The organism is Clostridium sp., from assembly GCF_036643715.1.
Taxonomy (GTDB): Bacteria; Bacillota; Clostridia; order Clostridiales; family Clostridiaceae; genus Clostridium.
Window position 1 is genome coordinate 1 of record NZ_JAVXRL010000030.1, and the last position, 22,929, is coordinate 22,929.

General features: G+C 29.4%; 24 protein-coding genes, 2 tRNA genes and 1 other RNA gene. 7 read left to right on the forward strand and 20 right to left on the reverse strand.

All coding sequences use genetic code 11. The features are described 5' to 3' along the window. The 8 genes from RSF37_RS09680 to RSF37_RS09715 form a co-directional block, all read right to left on the reverse strand. The coding region (locus RSF37_RS09680; RefSeq protein ID WP_332564207.1) for an ABC transporter ATP-binding protein at window positions 1-783 on the reverse strand (783 nt) is incomplete at its 3' end. A 188-nt stretch (window positions 784-971) separates the two neighbouring features. Further along, window positions 972-2,459, reverse strand: coding sequence for a phosphomannomutase/phosphoglucomutase (locus tag RSF37_RS09685; RefSeq protein ID WP_332564208.1), 1,488 nt, complete (start codon window positions 2,457-2,459; stop codon window positions 972-974). Window positions 2,460-2,754: 295 nt separating this feature from the next. Then, complete coding sequence (locus RSF37_RS09690) at window positions 2,755-3,003, reverse strand: pro-sigmaK processing inhibitor BofA family protein (protein ID WP_332564209.1); 249 nt, start codon at window positions 3,001-3,003, stop codon at window positions 2,755-2,757. A gap of 14 nt (window positions 3,004-3,017) precedes the next feature. After that, entirely contained in the window at window positions 3,018-3,296 is a 279-nt protein-coding gene (locus RSF37_RS09695; RefSeq protein ID WP_332564210.1) for a DUF2508 family protein, read from the reverse strand. A gap of 194 nt (window positions 3,297-3,490) precedes the next feature. Continuing rightward, window positions 3,491-4,087 carry a recombination mediator RecR gene (gene recR, locus RSF37_RS09700; RefSeq protein ID WP_332564211.1) on the reverse strand — a complete coding sequence of 199 codons (597 nt, stop codon included), beginning with the start codon at window positions 4,085-4,087 and terminating at the stop codon, window positions 3,491-3,493. A gap of 147 nt (window positions 4,088-4,234) precedes the next feature. Beyond that, window positions 4,235-4,915 (reverse strand): fructose-6-phosphate aldolase, encoded by a 681-nt coding sequence (fsa, locus tag RSF37_RS09705; RefSeq protein ID WP_332564212.1) that lies wholly within the window; start codon window positions 4,913-4,915, stop codon window positions 4,235-4,237. A gap of 15 nt (window positions 4,916-4,930) precedes the next feature. After that, on the reverse strand, window positions 4,931-7,336 hold the full coding sequence (locus RSF37_RS09710; RefSeq protein ID WP_332564213.1) for a glycyl radical protein: 2,406 nt from the start codon (window positions 7,334-7,336) through the stop codon (window positions 4,931-4,933). Window positions 7,337-7,340: 4 nt separating this feature from the next. After that, a complete protein-coding gene (locus RSF37_RS09715) occupies window positions 7,341-8,243 on the reverse strand; it encodes a glycyl-radical enzyme activating protein (RefSeq protein ID WP_332564214.1) in 903 nt (300 codons plus the stop codon). Window positions 8,244-8,416: 173 nt separating this feature from the next. Between RSF37_RS09715 and RSF37_RS09720 the strand changes: the two genes are divergently transcribed. Continuing rightward, window positions 8,417-9,181, forward strand: coding sequence for a DeoR/GlpR family DNA-binding transcription regulator (locus RSF37_RS09720; RefSeq protein WP_332564215.1), 765 nt, complete (start codon window positions 8,417-8,419; stop codon window positions 9,179-9,181). 52 nt (window positions 9,182-9,233) lie between these two features. On the opposite strand, the gene RSF37_RS09725 is transcribed toward RSF37_RS09720, so the two are convergent. Further along, window positions 9,234-9,572 (reverse strand): YbaB/EbfC family nucleoid-associated protein, encoded by a 339-nt coding sequence (locus RSF37_RS09725; protein WP_332564216.1) that lies wholly within the window; start codon window positions 9,570-9,572, stop codon window positions 9,234-9,236. 148 nt (window positions 9,573-9,720) lie between these two features. Beyond that, the gene (dnaX, locus tag RSF37_RS09730) at window positions 9,721-11,358 is read right to left on the reverse strand and encodes a DNA polymerase III subunit gamma/tau (RefSeq protein ID WP_332564217.1); all 1,638 of its coding nucleotides are present in this window, start codon (window positions 11,356-11,358) and stop codon (window positions 9,721-9,723) included. 228 nt (window positions 11,359-11,586) lie between these two features. On the opposite strand from dnaX, the gene RSF37_RS09735 reads away from it, so the two are divergent. From RSF37_RS09735 to RSF37_RS09745, 3 genes are all read left to right on the forward strand, one after another. Further along, window positions 11,587-12,204 carry a hypothetical protein gene (locus tag RSF37_RS09735; RefSeq protein WP_332564218.1) on the forward strand — a complete coding sequence of 206 codons (618 nt, stop codon included), beginning with the start codon at window positions 11,587-11,589 and terminating at the stop codon, window positions 12,202-12,204. A 77-nt stretch (window positions 12,205-12,281) separates the two neighbouring features. Then, window positions 12,282-13,073, forward strand: a complete 792-nt coding sequence (locus RSF37_RS09740; RefSeq protein WP_332564219.1) for a thymidylate synthase — start codon at window positions 12,282-12,284, stop codon at window positions 13,071-13,073. Further along, window positions 13,073-13,564 (forward strand): dihydrofolate reductase, encoded by a 492-nt coding sequence (locus RSF37_RS09745; RefSeq protein WP_332564220.1) that lies wholly within the window; start codon window positions 13,073-13,075, stop codon window positions 13,562-13,564. Before RSF37_RS09740 ends, RSF37_RS09745 begins: the two co-directional genes overlap by 1 nt. A gap of 195 nt (window positions 13,565-13,759) precedes the next feature. Here RSF37_RS09745 and ffs read toward each other — a convergent pair. The 8 genes from ffs to RSF37_RS09785 form a co-directional block, all read right to left on the reverse strand. Beyond that, an RNA gene (gene ffs, locus RSF37_RS09750) (signal recognition particle sRNA large type) lies at window positions 13,760-14,024 on the reverse strand. A gap of 3 nt (window positions 14,025-14,027) precedes the next feature. After that, window positions 14,028-14,117, reverse strand: a tRNA-Ser gene (locus tag RSF37_RS09755). Between the two features lie 147 nt (window positions 14,118-14,264). After that, window positions 14,265-15,041 (reverse strand): prolipoprotein diacylglyceryl transferase, encoded by a 777-nt coding sequence (gene lgt / locus RSF37_RS09760; protein WP_332564221.1) that lies wholly within the window; start codon window positions 15,039-15,041, stop codon window positions 14,265-14,267. Between the two features lie 13 nt (window positions 15,042-15,054). Then, window positions 15,055-15,513, reverse strand: coding sequence for a nucleoside deaminase (locus RSF37_RS09765; protein WP_332564222.1), 459 nt, complete (start codon window positions 15,511-15,513; stop codon window positions 15,055-15,057). 52 nt (window positions 15,514-15,565) lie between these two features. Continuing rightward, window positions 15,566-16,816, reverse strand: a complete 1,251-nt coding sequence (locus RSF37_RS09770) for an HlyC/CorC family transporter (RefSeq protein WP_332564223.1) — start codon at window positions 16,814-16,816, stop codon at window positions 15,566-15,568. 298 nt (window positions 16,817-17,114) lie between these two features. Then, window positions 17,115-17,495: a hypothetical protein gene (locus RSF37_RS09775; protein ID WP_332564224.1), complete on the reverse strand. Its 381-nt coding sequence runs from the start codon at window positions 17,493-17,495 to the stop codon at window positions 17,115-17,117. Window positions 17,496-17,761: 266 nt separating this feature from the next. Continuing rightward, entirely contained in the window at window positions 17,762-17,938 is a 177-nt protein-coding gene (locus tag RSF37_RS09780) for a hypothetical protein (protein WP_332564225.1), read from the reverse strand. Continuing rightward, window positions 17,935-18,399, reverse strand: a complete 465-nt coding sequence (locus RSF37_RS09785) for a MarR family winged helix-turn-helix transcriptional regulator (protein WP_332564226.1) — start codon at window positions 18,397-18,399, stop codon at window positions 17,935-17,937. The genes RSF37_RS09780 and RSF37_RS09785 overlap by 4 nt, the downstream gene beginning before the upstream one ends. Window positions 18,400-18,662: 263 nt before the next feature. On the opposite strand from RSF37_RS09785, the gene RSF37_RS09790 reads away from it, so the two are divergent. Then, complete coding sequence (locus tag RSF37_RS09790; RefSeq protein ID WP_332564227.1) at window positions 18,663-19,178, forward strand: NAD(P)H-dependent oxidoreductase; 516 nt, start codon at window positions 18,663-18,665, stop codon at window positions 19,176-19,178. 62 nt (window positions 19,179-19,240) lie between these two features. Here RSF37_RS09790 and RSF37_RS09795 read toward each other — a convergent pair. Continuing rightward, window positions 19,241-19,315: transfer RNA gene (locus RSF37_RS09795), tRNA-Arg, on the reverse strand. 289 nt (window positions 19,316-19,604) lie between these two features. Between RSF37_RS09795 and RSF37_RS09800 the strand changes: the two genes are divergently transcribed. Together RSF37_RS09800 and RSF37_RS09805 are read left to right on the forward strand one after the other, a co-directional pair. Beyond that, window positions 19,605-20,570, forward strand: a complete 966-nt coding sequence (locus RSF37_RS09800; RefSeq protein ID WP_332564228.1) for a glycosyltransferase family 2 protein — start codon at window positions 19,605-19,607, stop codon at window positions 20,568-20,570. A gap of 12 nt (window positions 20,571-20,582) precedes the next feature. Beyond that, a complete protein-coding gene (locus RSF37_RS09805; protein WP_332564229.1) occupies window positions 20,583-20,987 on the forward strand; it encodes a GtrA family protein in 405 nt (134 codons plus the stop codon). Window positions 20,988-21,071: 84 nt separating this feature from the next. Here RSF37_RS09805 and RSF37_RS09810 read toward each other — a convergent pair whose 3' ends face one another. Further along, window positions 21,072-22,745 carry an immunoglobulin-like domain-containing protein gene (locus RSF37_RS09810; RefSeq protein ID WP_332564230.1) on the reverse strand — a complete coding sequence of 558 codons (1,674 nt, stop codon included), beginning with the start codon at window positions 22,743-22,745 and terminating at the stop codon, window positions 21,072-21,074. Window positions 22,746-22,929 lie beyond the last annotated feature (184 nt).

Consider the following 22,929-nt stretch of genomic DNA (forward strand, 5'->3'; position numbering starts at 1 on the left):
AACTATATTTATTCCATCTTCATTAACTTCTGATGTAAGTACAAATGGTTGTTTTCTTAACATAGCAATAACAACTTCTTTATCACTATTTGTAACTAATGTTAAGCTATCTTTTTCTGTACCGCTTACAGCATCATTCATATTTTCTACTGCTTTTATAACCCCATCATTTATAAATGCAACTCTATCACAAAGCTGTTGTACTTCACTTAATATATGTGATGATACAAATACAGCCATTCCTCTTTCTTTCGCTGCTTGTTTAACTATTTTTCTAAAATCAATAATTCCTGATGGATCTAATCCATTTGTTGGTTCATCTAGTATAAGTAGTTTTGGATTTCCTATAAGTGCTGCTGCAAGACCTAGTCTTTGTTTCATACCTAATGAATATTTCTTAACTTTATCATTTATTCTGTTCTCTAATCCAACAAGATTAATAAGCTCTTGAACATCTTCTTTGGATACTCCTCTTATTCTTGCAATTTGCATAAGATTTTCTCTACCTGAAAGATACTTATAAAGTTCTGGATTTTCAACAACAGCTCCAACATCTTTTAAAGCTTTCTCTTTATTCTTTTTAAGATTTTCCCCACAAATTTTTACGTCACCTTCAGTTGGAAGTATCAGTCCTACAAGCATTCTTATTGTTGTTGTTTTACCAGCTCCATTTGGCCCTAAGAATCCGTATATCTCTCCTTCTTTAACTGAGAAGTTTAAGTCTTTTATTATTTCTCTTTTCCCAATGACCTTTTTAAGCCCTTTGACTTCTAAAACATTCATTCTTTACCCCTCCAAATTTTTCTATAATTAAATTATAATTGGCAAATCTTAATATTAAAGAGGTCAATTTCTTATTAAATCCTTAACAAATTCTTAAAAAAATGGGATATCGATTTAAATTAGTTCAAAATCGATATCCCATTCTATTATATTATTGTTTTAAAGCAGACTATTTTAATGATTTGAATTTAAAATTCCACGTTGTAATTTAATAAAAATTGTTTTAAAAATTGCTCCATATGAACTACTCCACCTTTTACATCTGACTGAATATTAAGTGCTAATAAAGGCTCATGTAATGATAGTCTAAGTAAAAACCATCCCTTATCTTCTTTTGAATTACATATTACTCTAACACCTTCATAATTCTTGCTTGGTAACTGGAATCTATTATCTTTCTTTACTGATTCCTCTAAATCCTTTAATATACCTTCACCAAAATCTCTATAATTTTCTCTATCTATATTTATTCTATATTCAACGCTTTCTAAAGGTTCTTCAAGATCTTTTATAAGATCACCAATATCTTTTCCTTCTTCACCTAACTTAGCAACATGAACTAAAATTTTTGATACTAAAAATGCTCCATCATCTAAGAAGTAGTTTTCTTTTATAGCTGCATGTCCTGAAGTTTCTATAGCTAAATGGCATTCTGTACCTTCATTATTAAGCTTTATTCCTTCATTAATTACATTTTTATATCCTCTTTTAAATCTATGATGTTCCCCACCTAAACTTTCTATAAATCTAGTAAGTCCATCAGTTGTTATTGAATCTGTTACAACTGATGATCCAGGGTAATCTTTAAGCATTATTGCTGATATTAAAGCAATTAATGCGTCCTTATTAATAGGATTTCCTAGTTTATCAACGATGGCAGCTCTATCAACATCAGTGTCAAATATTATTCCAAGATCACTTTTGTTTTTAATAACCGCATTACATATTGATTCAATTGCTTCTTTATTTTCTGGATTTGGAATATGATTTGGGAAGTTTCCATCTGGATTTAAAAATTGACTTCCACAAGTATCTGCTCCAAGTTCCTTTAATACTTTATCTGCAAAAAATCCACCGGCACCATTTCCAGCATCAACAATTATATTAAGTCCACTTAATGGCTTATCATAATTCTTTTTACTATTTACAGCAGCTCTTATTTTATCTACTAATAATTTTGAATAGTCATTTATTAAATTTTTACGTTCTAATTTTCCGTTATTAGTTTGTTTTAATACATCTTTATTTGCATAATTAACTATTTCATCTATATCTTTTTTATCTAATCCACCATTTGTTGTGAAAAATTTCATTCCATTGTAATAATAAGGCAAGTGACTTGCTGTAATCATAATAGCACCATCGCAATTATAATTATCCATTACAGTTGTCATGAACATAGCAGGTGTTGTTGCCATACTACAGTCATAAACATCCACACCATATGATAGTAATGTACTTATTGTTTCCATCTTTAATTTATTACCAGATAATCTTGAGTCACATCCAACAGCCACCTTTAATTTATTGTTTTTATCTTTATTAAATAGCCATTCATAAAATCCTTTAGATATAAGTCTAACCTCATCTACAGTAAGATTTACAGCTTTATCTTTATTTTCTAAAGCAATTCCCCTTATATCTGTTCCATTTTTAAGTTGATGTAATTTATCCATTATTCGCTCCTTACTAGAGAAGTTATTATATTAATATATTCCTTCTCATTCATCTTTTGTCACTGTTTTTATAGAAAACCTTTTCAAGTAAATGTTATAGTTGTATTAGAGGTAACTCCCCTACACTATCTAATATATAACACTTTGTAAATGTTTTCTAGTCATATTTGATTAATATTTTATTATGTATGTTTTTATTCAATTAATTATATGTAAAAAAATAAGGCAGTGTTATTTTGATTACTATTCCTTCAAAGAGGCTTAGCTCAAATTAATACTGCCTTTTCCTAAGTTTTTATACAAACAATTGGAATATTATAAGTATTATAACTCCGGGTATTCCGAGTATACCTGCAATTAATGCATTTATAATATTAATTGCTATATGGAATCCGAAACCAGCCCCTATAAGATTAACTATATATAGCATTATAACTCCAACAATACCGTTTAATAACAGTTTTATTGGCCACTTTAATAGTTTAATAAGTACGTATAAGATAACTAGTCCAATCATTCCATAAATAAGTAAGTTCATGTCCATAAATCCACCTCATCTTATTCAGCAAACCTAAAACATTTTGATAAAATGTAATCTCTATTTACTGTAATTCCTCTCTGTTTTGCTAAAATCATTAAATATGAGTATCTTTTAAAGGCTGCTTGTTCTGCATATATTGCAGCTTCTATTAGTAATGGATCTTCAACATTATCAAATATACATTTTGCTGTAGCCATCTCATCTTTAGTGGCATCTATAGCGTTAAGTATTTTAACATTATCGCTTTCTCCATTTACTACACTTTTAATATACTCTAAAAAATTACTTTTGTTCATACCTAGTCCCCCAACTATTACTTATACTTTAATTCTATCCAAAAGTACAAGCGAGTATACGAGGTTTCGAAAATTTTAGTAACACATTCTGAAATAATTCATAAATTATTACTATAAGAAGCTTTTCACTCATTCTCAAACAAAACTTCTAACTCCCATCTATATTAGGGGGCTCATATCTTTGAGCCCTTTTTTTAAATTTGAGTTCTTCCTTCTAATGCCTTTGAAAGAGTTACTTCATCTGCATAATCTAAGTCTCCACCAACTGGGATACCAGCAGCTATTCTTGTTACTTTAACATCTAATGGTTTAAGAATCTTTGCTATATACATAGCAGTTGCTTCTCCTTCAATGTTAGGGTTTGTTGCTATTATTACTTCTTTTATTTCTTCTCTCATTCTAGCAACTAATTCTCTTATTTTTATATCTTGAGGCCCTCTTCCTTGCATTGGTGAAAGATTGCCGTGAAGAACATGGTAAAGACCATTAAATTCTTTTACTCTCTCCATTGTCATTATATCTTTTGGTTGTTCTACAACACATATAGTACCTTTGTCCCTACTTGGATTAGAACATATTGCACATGGATCTGAATCTGTAAAGTTTCCACATACTGAACAATATTTTATTGTACCTCTAGCTTTTACTAATGCATTTGCAAATTCACGCACCTCATCTTCTGGTAAGTTTAATATGTGAAGTGTTAATCTTTGTGCTGTCTTTTGACCTACACTTGGTAACTTTGCAAATTCTTCTATAAGTTTTTCTATTGCAACTGGATAAAATTCCATTAATTATCTCTCCTCTTTTATATAATAAAATATTCTAAGTGTAGATTATAGTTTAATACAATTTTTTCAAATTATCAAATATGTTATTATATAAAAATAATCCTCCTTCATTATTTATAATGAAGGAGGATTTAATACTATATATAATTATTCTACATCCATTGTTGTTTTTTGGACTCCATATACCTTTTCCCAATCATCAATGAACTGTTTTACGCTCCAATCTGTTAATGGGTGTTCTAAAAGCTTATCCATTATTTCTGGATTTACTGTAACTGAATGTACTCCTATTTTTGATAACTCATGTACTTGTTGAACATTTTTAAATGATGCAGCAAGTACTTTGCAATCTAAATTATAAGCTTCTAATTCTTTCATAATATTTTTTACAACTTCTACTCCGTTACCACTTATATTATCAATTCTATTAACATATGGTGCTACGAAACTCGCTCCAGCTTTTGCTGCCATAAGTGCTTGGCTTGCAGTAAATATTGCTGTTGCAGTTATCTTTATTCCTTCTTCTTTTAAAGTTTTCATTGCTCTTATACCTTCTTTAGTTACAGGAACTTTTATATAAAGATTTCCTCCTATAACATCATTAAGATATTTTGCTTCCTTTATCATTCCTTCTGCCTCTTCACTTAACACTTGTACATGAAGCATAGTTTCATTTCCTATTATTCTTCTTATATCCTTTAATAAACCTAAGAAATCACGATTTTCTTTTGCTATTATAGTTGGGTTAGTTGTTACTCCTTCAAGTGGATAATATTTATATGCTCTTTCTATGTCCTTTAAATTTGCTGTATCTAACATGTATATCATAATTATCTCTCCTTCTTATAATACTTCTTCTGTTCTTGATATTATATCTTCTTGAGTTGTTGGATCTAATGTTATAAATTGTGCACAATACCCTGCAACTCTAACTATTACATCTCTATATTTTTCTGGATCTTTTTGAGCCTTTCTTAATGTCTCAGTTGAAATTATATTAAACTGTATATGCCAACCTTTCATTACTATGAATGATTTAATTAAACTTATAAATTTTTCATATTGAGAATCTCCCTTTAATAATTCTGGAGAGAATTTTTGATTTAACAATTGTCCTCCAGTCATTAATATTGTTGGAAGCTTTGTTATTGATTTCAATACTGATGTAGGTCCATTAGTATCAGTACCTTGAACTGGTGATGCTCCTTCAGCAGCTGGTGTCCATGCTTTTCTTCCATCTGGAGTTGCACAAGTTACAGTACCCATTGGAACATTTGAAGAAATACCTGATGTTGAAAGTCCATACTTACATCCAATTGGACCTCTTCCTTCTCTTGTTGTTCTATATTTTCCAATTTCTTTAATGTAAGTATCATATGCTTCTTTTGCAATATTATCTACATAATCAATATCATTACCGTACTTTGGAGCTTCACTTAATATTTTTCTAACTATTCCATAATTTTCTCCTTCATAATTATTAAGTATAGCTTCCATAACTTCTTCTTTAGTTAAAGTTTTATCTTCATAAACTACTTTCTTTAAAGCTGCAAGAGAATTTGCTACATTTGTAATCCCAACTTGAAGCCCTGCAACAAAATCATATACTGAGCCACCTTCTTTTATTGACTTACCTCTTTCAATACAATCATCAACAAGTGATGAACATAACATATCTGGAAACTCTTCTAAATGAGTGTCTGCAAGTTTATCTAATGCAACTGTAAGTTTAGTATAGTATTCTATATGCTTCTCCCAAGCATTAAATAATTCATCATAATTATTAAAGTCAGTAAGCTTACCATATCCTTTTAATAAACTCTTTCCTGTTCTTAAATCATAACCATCATTTAAAGTGAGTTCTAATGCCTTTATCATATTTAAGAAAGTCATTCCAGTACATCTATATCCCCACTTACCTGGTACAGCTACTTCAACACAACCTACCATTGTGTAGTTATACGCATCTTTAAAATCTACTCCTTTGTTTAAAAGAGCCTGGATTATTATTTCATCTGTATGAAGTGCTGGCATACCAAATCCTGTTCTAATTACATTTGCACATTCTCTAATTAATCGTTCTGGACTATTACTATGAAGTCTTGCTGAAAGATTTGGTTGTGTAAGCTTAGATTCCCCAACACTCTCTAAAATTAAGTAACTTAATTCATTTGTGCTGTCAGTTCCATCATAATTCAAACCACTTATTGTTACATTTTGATATGTTGGATATCCTGCCCCATATCCTGAATGAGATGTTGGTCTTACTTTTAAAATTGAGTATAGTTTGATCCATAATAATTGTAGTAACTCTTTTCCTTCTTCTCTAGTTATTACTCCATTATCTATATCATTTTTATAATATTCATATAAGTATTGATCTAATCTTCCAAGTGAAGCTGAATGACCGTTACTTTCAATTTGTATAACTAAATGAATAAACCATACCATTTGGATAGCTTCATAAAATGATCTTGGTTTATTTTGAGGTATCCATTTACAAACCTCACTTATTTTTAATAACTCTTCTTTTCTCACTTCATTTGCTTCTTCACTTGCCATCTCTTTTGCAAGATTTGAATATCTTTTTGCAAAGTTTATTACAGCTTCATTTGTTATGATTATTCCTTCTAAAAATGCTTTCTTTTTTAATCCATCATTTTCACTTATATCTATTCTCTCTAATTTTTCTTTTGCCTCTTTAATAATTCCATTAAGACCTATTTTTAAAGCCTTCTTAAAATCGGGAACTATATGTCCATCTCCTGATGTCATATTACCTTCACCATGAATTACTTTTACGTTAATTGCCTCTTCTACTTCCTTTGGCATTACTGCATAACATTTATCTCTTAAAGTTTTACCTCTCCAATAATCAACTATTTCTAAAACCTCTGGAATATCTTTTTCATTTAAATGAAAATTATCTCCGTCCCTTTTATCAAAATTTCCTTTTTCATTTAATTCTTCTTCCATCCATTCAACCGCATACTCTGGAAAAAGGGGAGCTTTTCTTTCTTCTGATGATTGATTACCTACAATAAGTTCACCATCTTTAATATAAATAGACATATTTTCTAATATTTTTTCTACGGATTTTGCTCTTTTTATATAAATTGGAGCAGCCTCATTTTCTTTATAAGCCTCTGTTATATATCTTCCTCTTTCAACACATACACTAGGTACTGCTGATAAAACAGATTCCCTTAAAATTTTTACTCTCTCACTCTTAATTCTATACTCTTTCATAAACTCAACCTCCTATAATACATTTCAATCCACTATTTTGAATAATTTCTTTTAAGTTATTTATGTCATTTTCTTTTAAATTTCTTAAATCTTTTAATTCATAATCTCTTTCAAGTTGTCTGTATTTATCTTTTCCTAAGGAGTGATATGGTAAAAGATGTACTTCTTTAATACCATTCTCTATAGCTATGTCCCTTATATTTTCTATATTTTCTTCACTATCATTAATGCCCTGTATAACGGGAACCCGTATTATAATATTTTTATGCACTTTACTTAATTTTCTTAAATTCTCAAGTATTACTCTGTTTGATACTCCTGTTAAATACTTGTGCTTATTATCATCTGTCTGCTTTATATCAAACATAATTAAGTCACAATATTCACTGATATCTTTTAAACAATCAAATTTACCAAAGCCACTTGTCTCTATTGCTGTACTTATATAATTTTCTTTACATATTTTTAAAAATTCTACTACAAACTCTCTGTTCATTAGCACTTCACCACCTGATAAAGTAACTCCGCCTCCTGATTGTCTATAGAAAACTTCATCCTTATAAACGTCTTCAAAAACTTCATTTACAGTTCTTTCTTTGCCTACAAAATTTAAAGCTGACATACTACATACCTTTATACATTTACCACATAGAGTACATTTACTTTTATCTCTTTTTATTTCTCCTCCATCAAAATGTATTGCATCATTTTCACAAGCTTTTTCACAGCTTCTACACTTAATACATTTATTACTGTTATAATAAATTTCATTTTTCAAATTTTGAGTTTCAGGATTAGCACACCATATGCATTTTAGTGGACATCCTTTTAAAAAAACTACTGTTCTTATTCCAGGTCCATCATGAGTTGCATACTTTTCAATTTCACAAACTACCGCTTTGGTCATATTAATCACCTTCTCATTTATTCTCGTTTCATTCTCATTTATTACTATTTGATTATATTTTATATTCTCATTTTGATTTTGTCAACAAATTTAGTTTTATTTATTTTCATTTGTTCTCGTTTGTTGTATACTTGTATAATAAAATGAGAAAGATATTATTAGAGGTGAAATGAATGTTCATGGAAGAACGTCTTAATGAAATATTAGAATTAGTAAAAAAAGATCAAAAAGTATTAGTTAAAGACTTAAGCATTAAATTTAATGTAACAGAAAGTATGATAAGGAAAGATTTAAGTAAACTTGAAAAGGAAGGTCTTATTGAAAGAACTTACGGAGGAGCTCTACTTCCAAGAAATCTTGCTGAAAGTACTAGTATTTCAAATAGGCTAATTAAAAATGTAGATACTAAAAAGATTATTGCTGAAAAAGCATTTAATATAATTGAAGAAAATGACACAATATTTTTAGATATATCTAGTACAAACTATCTTTTAGCAGAATTACTTGCAAATAGTACTAAAAAAATTACCGTAATAACAAATATGGTTGAAATGACAGCATTATTTAATAACCCATCTTTAAATATCACTATTATTTGTATTGGTGGAATTTATAATAAAGAACTTGGTGGAGTCATTGGATCTGAAGCTATAACTAGCATTAAAAAATATAGATTTAATAAATCCTTCATCGGTAGTTGTGGTATAAATATTTTTGATAAAAGTATTAGTAATTTTGATTTAGAAGAAGGTAATACTAAGAAATCAATAATTGATTGTTCAAGTAAAGCTTATCTATTAATTGAAAATAAGAAATTCCATTATGATGGAACTTATAAGTTTGGTAAATTAGGAGATATTGATTATATTATCACTGAAAATGAACCTGATAAGCAAATACTTAAAGTAATAGAAAAAGCTAATGTAAAAATAATATAAAATAAAAAGAGTCAGTTTATAACTGACTCTTTTAAAATCCATTATCTATTAATTAAAATAATCCTGGTATATTCATTCCACCAGTTACTTTACCCATCTTGCTTGCAGTTTCTTCTTCTGCTTTTCTTAATGCTTCATTTACAGCACTTAATACTAAGTCCTCTAACATTTCAACATCATCTTCATCTACAACTTCTGGCTTTATGTTAATAGCTAATACATCTTTTTTACCATTTACAGTTACAGTTACGGCTCCGCCACCAACTGATGCTATAAATTCCTTTTCTTCAAGCTCTTGTTGCATTTGCTCCATTTGCTTTTGCATCTTTTGCGCTTGTTTCATTAAGTTATTCATTCCTCCCATACCGCCTGGGAATCCACCTTTTGCCATATATATGTCCTCCTTAATAATAAAATCTAATTTTAATTATATAGTATTTTTTATAACTTTACTATACATAACCTATTAGTATTTATTCATCCTGCTCATTTTATAATTTATGTGTAACTTATAATAATGTCACTAAATTCAAAACAATTTATTCATCAATTATTTCCAAAAACTCTGTTCCTATTACATCACTTAACACTTCTTCTGGTGCTTGATCTGATTTAGAGTCTTCAGCAACTGTAAACTTAACTCTTACATTATTTCTTAAAACTTCTGAGAAAACTTCGTTTACTAACTTGTTGTTCTCTGGCTTCTCAAGTCTATTTTTGTTAAATGAATACTGCTCAGTATACTGAACATTAACAATACCATTGTTACATGCTACAGGCTTACCAGTTGTTATTGAAGCATATAATATCATAGCTCTTCTATTTTTAAATTCTTCTAATATATCCTTCCAAGAAGACTTTACAATTTGTATCGTTATATCACTTGAAAGGTCAGGATCTGCCTCAATTCTTCTAACTGCATCCTCTGTACTACTTGAATTTTTAGTTACTGTTTTCTTTAATTCATTTATATTACTGCTACTAGCTTCACTTTGCGCCTGTGATCCTTTAGCTACTTGAATTTTACCTGATTTTAAAGCAGATTCTAATTTATTTAGTCTTCCAAGTATTACTTCGTTTGATGTATCATACTCAATTTTACAAATCTTTATTATTGAAAGTTCTAAATAAAGTCTTGCTTGTTTTGACATTTTCGCACTATTTTCTGCTTCTTGAAGTATTCTAATACTTCTCATTATTTCTTCTACTCTTATTCTATCCCCTTGATTTTTTATAAGAGCAATATTTTCAAGAGACATATCAAGAACTTCTTCTGGGTTGTTTGTTACTTTAATCATTAAAAGATTTCTATAGTGAGCTATTAAATCTTTTATAAATAAGTATACATCCTTACCTGCGTACACTATCTTTTCAATTATAGTCATAGCCTTTTCTATATCTCTAGCAATTGTAGCATCAGTTAATTCAAATAAATATTCATTTGTTACAAGTCCAAGCATTGAAACAACTTCATCATAGTCTACATTTCCGTCACCCATTGCTATTGCTTGATCTAATATACTTAATGAATCTCTCATAGCACCATCTGAAACTCTAGCTATAAGGTCTAAACTTTTATCTTCTGCAAATACTCCCTTATTTTCAACAATCTTTCTAAGTCTTGCTGTGATTTCGGAATTATTTATTCTTCTAAAATCGAATCTTTGACATCTTGAAAGTATTGTAATTGGAAGCTTTTGAGGGTCTGTTGTAGCTAAAATAAATATTACATTTGCTGGTGGTTCTTCTAATGTTTTTAAGAATGCATTAACAGCTCCTGTTGATAACATATGAACCTCATCCATTATATAAACTTTATACTTAGCTTCTTGTGGCGGATACTTAGAGTCTTCTATAATATCTCTAATTTTATCTACACCATTATTTGAAGCAGCATCAAGTTCTGTAACATCTATTGCTAGACCATCATTTATCTTTTTGCACATTTCACATTCATTACAAGGTTCACCATCTATTAAATTAAGACAGTTTAAAGCCTTTGCAAATACCTTTGCTGTTGATGTTTTTCCTGTACCTCTAGTACCACAGAAAAGATATGCATGTGCAATTCTTTCGTTTAAAATTTGATTTTTAAGTGTTGTTGTTATATGCTCCTGACCTATTACATCTTCAAATGTTTTTGGTCTCCATTCTCTATATAACGCTGTATATGCCAAGGTTTTGTCACCTCTTTTTCTAAAGTTAAATTATATATTAATTATACACTAATACATTCCTTATTAATAGAAGTCTATTATGATTATTCCATAGTACATACATTAAATATTCAAAGATATGCCATATTAATAATAAATAATTTAACATTACTAATTTAAATTTTTACTTTCCATACACTTTCATTTCAAAATTACACATTATACTTATTATTAAAGGAGATGATAATTTTGAAAAAGAAATTACCTAACAATAGAAAAATTGACCTAGTATTTTTCTCTATAGGAATTATTTTAATTATTTGCGCATTAGTATTCGTTTATAAATCAGTGTCTACTGATTATTTATTTTCATTAAATTCTAAGTCTTTAAAAGGATTTGGGAAGGATTTAGCAACATTTTGTGAAATCTGCTTCTTCCTAGTAATAGGATTATTTATAATAAGATTAATTCTTAAAAATATGGGACCAAAGGGTATGCAATTATTTAATAAAGGCCTTACTAAAGCCCATATAAAATTACCAGAACAATCTAAAGAACAATATTTCAATACTGTTATTCTTACTAAAATAAGAAAGATTATTCTTCCAATTGCAAAACTATTTCAAAAATTCCACGTACCAATTGCAATAGTTGCATGTTCAGTAATAATAATTCACGGATATATTTTTTTCCACTTAGGATTTAAATGGAATGCTGGATATATTCTTGGAGTTCTTGCCCTTTCAGATTTAGTCTTAATGATAATAACTGGGTTCTTTAGAATATTTAATAAAGGAATCCACGCTCATAAGGGGCTTGGAATATTATTTATCATATTGATGATACTTCATATAGCTATCGTTTAATCTTTTTAGTATTACATATATCCTTAATATTATGTTAAAATATTAAGGATATATTTTTCGAAAGGGGCTAATAAATTATGAGTTTATACGATAAACAATATCTTGATATAGTAGAAAAGATTTTAGATAATGGTTACTACGACCAAAATAGAACAGGTGTCTCAACTTACAAGTTGCCTCATCAAATAATGCAATTTGACCTTCAAAAAGAGTTCCCTATTTTAACAACAAAATTTGTTGCTTTTAAAACTGCAGTAAAGGAACTGTTATGGATATATAAGGATCAATCAAATAGTGTAAAGAAATTACAAGAACAAAACGTAAAGATTTGGAATGAATGGATGATGGATGATGGTACTATCGGAACTTCTTACGGATGGGTTGTTAAAAAGTTTGACCAATTAGATAACTTAATTGATGCTTTAAAAAATAATCCACAAGATAGAAGAATGATGATAAACCTATGGCAAATTCCTTATTTAAATACAGGCGCACTTCACCCATGTTGCTTTTTAACTATGTGGGATGTAACAGATGGAAAACTAAACTGTATGCTTGTACAAAGAAGTGGTGATATTCCACTAGGTGTACCATTTAATACTAGCCAATATGCAGTACTTGTACATCTTTTAGCACAAGTAACTGGATTAAAGCCAGGTTTATTTACTCACGTTATAAACAATGCTCACATATATGAAAATCAAATTGAAGGTATGAAACTTCAATTAACTAGAAGAGATGAAGCATATGAAGCTCCAAAACTTTGGATAAATCCTGAAATCACTGACTTCTATGATTTTACACCAGAAGACATTAAACTTGTAGATTATAACTACCACCCATCAATTAAAATGGAGGTATCAGTTTAATGTTATCAATTATTGTTGCAACTGCTTCTAATAATGCAATCGGAAAAGATAATAAACTTTTATGGCATATTTCTGAGGATCTTAAAAGATTTAAAGAAATAACTTCAGGTCATAAAATTCTTATGGGAAGAAAAACATTTGAATCTCTTCCTGGAATACTTCCAAACAGACCTCATGTAGTCCTTACAAGAGATACAACATTTAATGTAGATTCTGATAAGGTAACTGTGTTAAACGACTTAGAGGAAGTAATTAGACTTTATAAAGACTCAGCTGAGGAAGTATTCATTATAGGTGGTGGAGAAATTTATAATTCTCTAATACCTTACGCAAATAAGCTTTATTTAACAAAGGTTAAAAAAGATTTTGATTGCGATACTTTTTTTCCACAAATTGATGTGAATGAATGGGATGTTATCCACAATTCAGGTGATAAAACTGACGAGAAAAGTGGATTAAATTTTGAATTTATTGATTTAATAAGAAAATAACAAAAACACGCTATAGGTTAAGCCTTAGCGTGTTTTTTATTTCTTATGATAAGAAAAAGAGGGTTCTTTGCGCGCAAAGTTCCCTCCCTTTCTTGTCCTATTGTTTTTGTCCTATATTGTTAATCCTATTGAAGAGTAACCGAATTTAATTATTTTATTGAATATATACTAATATTCAAAATTTACAATAAAAAACCGCGCACCTCGGTTCGACAGTAGTTTATATGCGTTACCTATGCAGTTAGCTCAGGCCAGATTTATCCACGGCACACGGAAGGATCCACTTATTGCTGCTTCCTTCCGGATCTGACAAGGTTCATGGGCTCCCGTTGCGTGGGACCCAGCCATCAACACCACTTACATAGGGCAGGCCATACAAACTAAAGCCTCCCCGAGGAATTCGACCCTGCTGTAGCGGATTGCAGGTTACAGGGCACCGCTAACTCCCCATCTAGCACGGTTCTGGCGGAGAGAGTGGGATTTGAACCCACGATAGAGTTGCCCCTATACACGCGTTCCAGGCGTGCTCCTTCGACCACTCGGACATCTCTCCATAAAAGTATTAATCAAGCTTTAAATAGTTTATCCTATTTAAAAATTAATATGTGAAACACATTATAAACTGTGAATTCTCTATTAATACTTTATCATTCTAACACAAATATTATTTTAGTTCAATAGTTAAGTGAACTTACTTATATTATTGAATTTTCTTTTTTCTTTTAATAATATAAATTATAAATAACACACCTAATATTATAAGTCCTAATGATATAAGTTGTGCTACTCTAAGTCCCATAAACATTAAACTATCAGTTCTAAGCCCTTCTATAAAGAACCTTCCTAAAGAGTAAAGTATCATGTAAGAACTAATTACAATCCCCTCGTATCCCTTCCTAACTTTATAAAGAATAGCTACTAAAATAATACAGACTAGTAAGTTCCAAATTGATTCATACAAAAATGTAGGATGATAGTACCTTCCATTTATATGCATTCCGTCAACTATAAACTTTGGAAACTTTGATATAAAGTCATAAGATACAACTCCACCATGAGCTTCACTGTTCATAAAGTTTCCCCATCTTCCCATTGCTTGCGCTAATATTATTGATGGCGCAACTAAATCTGCATAAGCTAAAAAGTTAATCTTCTTAATTCTTGTATATACATATGCCGCTAAGAATGCTCCTATAAGCCCTCCATGTATCGCAAGTCCACCTTGTCTTATATTAAATATATCTATTAAGTTGTCTTTGTAATTACTCCACTCAAATATGACATAGTAAGCTCTAGCCCCTATTATTGCACAAGGAAAACAAACTAAAAACAAATCAATTAAAACATCAAAATTCAAACCCTTTTTTTTCGCATTAAAGTACGCTAGTATAAATGCCAAAACGACTCCCAATCCTATAAGAATTCCATACCACATAACTTCAAAACCAAAAACCTCAAAAGCTACTGGATTATTCATAAAACCCCTCCTATTATCCCTTTGTAATTTTATTTTCTTTTCTTCTTTTTTTAAAAAATTCAGTTATCATAAAACTGCATTCTTTATTGTATAACCAATTAATATTTAAGTATGAATTCAAGTGCCTGTCATTAACTAAGTCTATAACAGAACCACAAGCACCCATATCTGAATTAAAAGTTCCTATGTGAAGCTTTGATATTCTACTTTGAATTATTGCTCCAGCACACATTGGACAAGGCTCTAGAGTTACATACATTTCACATCCTGTAAGCCTCCAATCCCCTATATTTTTACATGCCTCTTCTATAGCAATTATTTCTGCATGAGAGATAACACTTTTATTTTTTTCTTTTAAGTTGTAGCCTCTTCCAATTACATTATTATCTTTAACTATAACTGCTCCGACTGGAATTTCAGAAGCTTCTAGCGCCTTATATCCCTCTTTAATCGCCAAATCTATGTAATCCAAAAAAATCACCACACTAATATTAATACTTAAAAAGGACAGTCTAGCTGTCCTTTTAAGTGTAAATTCTTACTTTCATTATTCTGTTTTTCTCTACTTCTTCTACTACAAATCTTATTCTATCTATAGTAACTTCTTCATGTGCATCTGGAATTCTTCCAAGTTCTCCTATAACGAGTCCTCCAATAGAATCAAATTCTTCTGACTCCATATTAACTCCTATAAGATCACTTATATCATCAAGTCTTGCGCTTCCATCTACTATATACTCATCTTCTTTAACTACTTCAATCATTTCTTTTTCTTTATCATATTCATCTTCAATATCTCCAACAATTTCTTCAACTAAATCTTCTATTGTTACGATACCAACAGTTCCGCCATACTCATCGAGTACAACAGCCATATGATTTCTTGATTTTTTCATTTCATTAAATAATTCTATTATCTTTTTAAATTCAAAAGTATATAAAGGTTCTCTCATATAATCAGTAACCTTAAATTCACAGTCTCTTTTATCTGCTATTATAAGATCTTTTACATTAAGTACACCAACTATATCGTCTATAGTGTCATCGTATACTGGAATTCTTGAGAATTGATCTTCTTTTATAACTCTAAGTAATTCCTCATATTCATCATTAACATCTACAGCAGTTACATCTACTCTCTGTACCATTACATCTTTAACTTGAAGGTCTGCAAAATCAAAAACGTTGAAAATCATTTCTTTTTCTACATCTTCAAGGACACCTTCTTCCTCACTTACACCGACCATTGTTTTAAGCTCTTCTTCAGTAATAAATGGTTCTGTTGCCTTTGGATCTCCTCCAAGCAATTTTATAAATACTGATGAAATTGCAGTAAACATAGCAACAAAAGGTCTAAACATAGCAACACAGAATCTTATAGGTTTACTAACTTTTAATGCAACCTGTTCTGATTTTTGTTTTGCTATAGATTTTGGAGTAATCTCTCCAAAAATAAGTACAAGAACTGTCATTACTGCTGTTGAAATTGCAATAGCACTTTCGCTTCCATTAAATAGCTTTACAGCAAGTGAAGTCGCAATTGATGACGCACCTATATTAACTATATTATTTCCTATTAAAATAGCTCCTAAAAGCTTGTTTGGATCTTCAATTAGTTTTTCTACTAGTTTAGCTCCCCGTACACCCTCTTCAACCATATGTCTTATTCTTATCTTGCTTAGAGACATTAAAGCTGTCTCAGACATTGAAAAAAATCCAGACAATACAAGTAAAATTACTAATAGAATAATTTGCCCCGTATAACTAGAGTCCAAAAATTATCACTCTCCCATAATTCACAATTTTGTTTAAATATATTATTTTCAATTATATCATATACAAAAAAAATTATATATATTCTATATCAAAAGTGGAGCAGTATTAATTTGCTCCACTTTAATAAATATTATTTAAATTCAATTATTTTAGTTCTAATTCTTTGTTAAATTTTTAACCATAAAACAAGGTATTGTTAATACTTTAACAATACCTTGTTTTTAGCCTCTTTAATTATACCGTCAACACTAGTTATATCAACGCTTTGAAGTTTGTCGAATTTTGTGTGTTATTATTTTAACAATACTTTTTTATTGCATTATCCAATTGTTTTTCTATTATTTCAACAACATAATCAAGATTTTTCTCTCCCTCTGCTTTAATTAACTCAGAATTTTCTATTCCTATCTTTCTAACTTCTTCTGCCCAACCTATAACATTAGTACTATTTTGTTCATCTTCATTAAAATTTACTACTATATATCCTTTATCTAACTTAACAGTTACTTCTTCTACCCCTTTTAGTTTCTTAAGTGCCTTATGTAAAAACACTTCGTATACTCTATAATCATTAGATAACATCTTTAAACACTTCATTTCAAAAGTTACTTTTCCTTTTGAAACCTCATTTACTTTAATCTTTATTATTTGATTTAGTATTTTATCTTTAAATCCCATACTAAGTTCTCCTAAAATTTTATTATTGATTATTTATTAATAGATATATGTATTATTTCTTGTAATAATGATGAATATATCAGAAAAAGTTACTCACTCATTAACTAAAAGTATCAAAGAAACTATTAAGGATGAAATGCTAGAAGTTAGCGAAATCTTTGAAAAGGATGGAGTTATTACTTTTGAATGTACAGATCCTATAATTTATAAAAAAATCTAATAAAAATAGGAGGATTAATAATTTTTTATTAATCCTCCTATTTTTATTAATATCTACCTACAAACTTATCAACTTTTTCTGATAATATCTTCATATAAGCAAAGTTCGATGCTAATAAATCCATTAGTTCTTCATTTGTAGCACCACTATACTTTTCTAGTATTTCTCTTTTTTCCTTTTCAATTAACTCTTGCTTTTGTTTTTCAATTGATTCTCTACTCACTTTTTTTCTCCCCCAGTACACTTTTTAATTAAGTTATTTTGTATCTTTTCTAAAAACTGAATTCCAACTTTAATCTCTTCTTCAGTCATTCCTTTAACTGCATCTTCTAAACATTCTTTTACTATTTTTAGAACTGGTTCTTTTAGAAGTTTACCTTTATCAGTTAATTTGATACGATTTATTCTCTTATCAGAACTACAGCATTGTCTTATAATAAGCTCATTTTTAATAAGGGTATTAATTAATCTTGAAGTACTTGCTTGGTCTCTATTTGTAAGCTGTGCCAACTTACATTGGGATAAGCTATCCTCATTCCATAAATTATTTAAGATTGTAAATTGTTCAAATGAAATATAAATACTCTCTTCTTTCAATTTTCTTGTAAGAGTATTTGCTATTATTTTATCTGATCCATTGATTTTGTCAGCTGCATTAATAAGTAAATTCAAATATTTATCCATTACATCACCTTACCTTTTGTGATCTTTTAACTATTTTTCCGTTCTTATTTTAAGCTATTATAATATGCTACAAATAAGTAATTATATATGTTTATGCTATATTCAAATTTCTTGATTGTCAATAATTCGATTTATATTATTAATATTTTTTATAAAAATCACTTGCACAAACAAGTAATTTGTTTTATACTAACTGCATAATACTTGTTTGTGCAAGTATTGTATGGATTAATTCAAATAAATAAAAGATTGGAGATATACAAATGAAAACATTAGTAATTATTGCACACCCAAATATTGAAGGATCAAAAATTAATAAAGCATGGAAGACTCGTTTAAATAAAGAGTCTAATATTACAGTACACGAAATTTATTCTAATTATAACGATAATAAATTTGATATTGCACAAGAACAAAAACTTTTAATGGAACATGACAGAATTGTATTTCAATTCCCATTTCACTGGTATAATGCCCCATCACTTTTAAAGGAATGGCAAGATAGAGTCCTATCTTTTGGATTCTCTCATGGACCTAAGGGTGATAAATTAAAAGGAAAAGAATTCATGTTAGCTATTTCTGCTGGTGGACAAAAAGATTCATACCAAGCAGGTGGTGCTCAACTTTATACTATAAGTGAATTAACTAAAACTTATCAAGCTATGGCTAGCTTCACAGGAATGAAATTCTTACCAACATTTGTACTTTACGGCACACACCAATTAGATGAAAATCAAATTAATGCTAGTGCTGATGAGTTAGCATCTAAGTTAGGTTAATTAAATTATTTTTAATAAAAAAATGACTCAACCAAACGGTTGAGTCATTTCCCATAAACATATGGCACCCCTAGTAGGAATCGAACCTGCATCTATCCCTTAGGAGGGGACTATTCTATCCATTAAACTATAGGGGTCTAACATAATAATTTTATTACAATATAAACCACATGTCAATTTAATATATTATTATCTAACTAACTCCCAAGGATACTAACTTACTAAAACTATATTTTTCAATCATTTTAATCCAATATATATATAATGAAATATTATGGTTATATTGCTAAAATTACTTTTTTTATGCTACAATATCAGTGAATATTAGTTTTAAGCTCGCTCTTTGAACTTTAAATATATCTTAAAGTAATTATTTAATTACTTTTTGAATTCTAGTATAAAATAAACTAAAAATGGAGGAAAAAAATGAAAAAGTTATATTTAGTTATACCTTGCTATAATGAAGAAGAAGTATTGCATGAGACAAGCAGTAGACTACTTACTAAAATGAATAAAATGATAGCAAATAAATTAATTGATCCTAATAGTAAAATATTATTTATAAATGATGGATCTAAAGATAAAACTTGGGATATAATTGAAGAATTACATAATAAAAACGATATTTTTTCAGGAGTTAATTTATCAAGAAATAAAGGACATCAAAATGCATTGTTGGCAGGTCTTATGACTGCAAAAAAATATGCTGATATGACAATCTCCCTCGATGCTGATTTACAAGATGATATTGAAGTTATAGATAAATTTGTAGAAGAATTTTATAATGGCAACGATATAGTATATGGTGTTCGTTCTTCAAGAGAAACAGATACTTTTTTCAAGAGAACAACTGCCCTTGCATTTTATAAGTTTATGAATATCTTAGGTGTGGATGTTATATACAATCATGCTGACTACCGTCTTATGAGCAAAAGAGCTCTTGATGGACTTAGTGAGTTTAATGAATCAAATTTATTTTTACGTGGTATAGTTCCTCTAATAGGTTATAAAACTACAACTGTTGAGTATGAACGTCATGAAAGATTTGCGGGTGAATCTAAATATCCCTTAAAAAAGATGCTTAATTTTGCGTGGGATGGAATTACTTCATTTAGTATAAAGCCAATTAGAATAATTACAACATTAGGATTCTTAATATTCATTTTAAGCCTTGTTGCATTAATATATTCATTCATTGCAAAAATAAATGGAAATGCAGAGGCTGGATGGACATCCATAACGGGCTCTATTTGGATGATAGGTGGAATCCAATTATTGTCATTAGGAGTGATTGGAGAATATATAGGCAAAATATATACAGAAACAAAGCGCAGACCAAGATTTATAATTGCAAATAAATTGATCACAAATACAAATGTAATCGAGGAATAAAGAGGAGATATTATGAAATCAATAATAGAAAAATTATTAAAAATTTTCTTAAGCAGAGAATTCCTTGTGTTTCTTATAATTGGTATTATAAATACATTTAATGGAGTAGTATTTTCTATAATTTACTCACAATTTTTTAATGCAAACATAGCCTTTATTATTGGTTATATATCAGGATTGTTTATTTCATATATTTTAAATAGTTGGATTACATTTAAGGAAAATTTAGAACTTAATAAATTTATAAAATTTGCTATCTCATACATTCCTAATTTTATAATACAAAATATTGTAGTTCTATTAGTATTTAATATTATAGGATTAAATAAACTCATTGCATATGTACTTGCAGCTATAATAGGTGTACCAGTTACATTTGTTCTTATGAAGTTCTTTGCATTTGCAAAAAAAGAATAATTTAATTTTTATTAATAAAAATGACTCAACTAAAACGTTGAGTCATTTCTCATATATACATGGTCTATAGTATAAAATGCTATATTATTTAACTAACTCCCAAGTATTATCACTTCCTGGAACTGTATTTGTCCACCATTTTGCTTTATATACTTTTCCATTATATCTAACTAAAGTGCCTCCATCATAGGCATTACCTTCAATGTAATCTACACTACCATCAGCATTTGATGTAGATTCAACTTTCCAAGCTTGGCTTTTATCAGGGTCTTCCCCTTTAACCCACCATTTAGCAACGTAAGTATTACCTTTAAATGATACTTTATCACCTTCTAAGTAAACTTTATTTGAATCATAAGCTTCAACATTTGAAGTACTCTCACTTTTAACAGTTACAGTCCTATCCTTCGTTGTTGTAGCACCATCATTATCAGTAACATTGTATGATAACTTATATGTTCCTTCCTTATTCACATCAACGCTACCTTTAACAACTATTTTAGAAGTTAAATTACCATCTTCTCTATCAGTTGCAGTAACATCCTTTAATGGATTAAATTCCTCTCCAACTTTTATGGTCACATCATTAACTCCATTTAAAACTGGATTTGCATTTTCTGTCACTGGAGGCTCTGGTGTATCTGTACTTCCAAATTTCTTGAATATATTAGTAAATTCATATTGTTTTGTTACACCTTTATTGTCTTGAATCATTGCATCTCTATTCATTGACCAAAACGATGTCATTGCTAGTTTATTAGCTATAGCATCATTAACAACAAGATTTGACCATGCTGTTGTGAATATAGGATGCGCCTCACTTTCAAATCCAATAGAAACTGTTGTTCCAATTTTACCATAAGCTTGTCCATCTGTTAAAGTCACACCTGCATACTTTTTATAATAATCCTTTAGTTGGTCTTTCACACTATCTACAGCTCTTAATGATGCTGTTCCATAATTTTCTCCTGGAAGAAGTGTTCCACTACCATAACACATAGTCATAAGATTGACTACTTTAAGATTAACTCCTTCTGAAAGGTACGCCTCAAGTACATCTAATTGAACATTTGTAAGACCACTTGGTAGTACTGGAAGAGTAATAACAACATTTATACCTGTTTCATCTTGAACTTTCTTAATAGCTTTTGCATTTGCAATATTTTCTGCTTTATCCTGTGCAGCACCTTCAATATCTAAATCAATTCTAGTAAGTCCATATCCTTTTATAATATCTAAATAAGTGCTTGTAAGTACATTTACATCTTGTGTTTGCTGCCAAAATGCTACACCTGAATTTCCGCCAAATGATATTGCTGCATCACCGCCAAGTCCCCGAAGATTCTTTAATGATTTCTTTATTCCATCATATTGATCATTATTGTTTCCTTCACTTAGAACTGGATATCCACCCCAGCACCAATTAACTTTTCCATCTTTAATTCCATCTCCACTTGCTTGGATAAATCCTAAATTAAAGAATTTTACTCCTGTATCAATAGATATTTGAGATAAGTTAGCTGCTCCATTGTTTGAATATTTAGGATTGCTAGTCCAAGCAACCATATCTATATATGGTGAATTTACTTGATTTGGCCAAACTATTCCTTGTCCAACTCCAAAATCAACATCTTTAGCATATTTCTCATTAACTACTTTATCCGCTCTTGTTTGTGCATTTGCCGAAGTTATTGTAATACTAGGCACAACAATAGACGCTATGGCCACCATTGCAATAACTTTTTTTAAATTAATCACATTATTTCCCTCCATTATTAAACCCTTTTCAAAAGAGTTTTTAAATGAAAAGTGCACTTTTCTATTACAATTATACTCATATTTTTTATTTTATTGAAAGTATTTACATAATATTTTCAATAAAATTCATTTAATTAACTTTTTTTACATAAAAAAAAGCTTTGAAAAGCTCTTTTTTAAATTT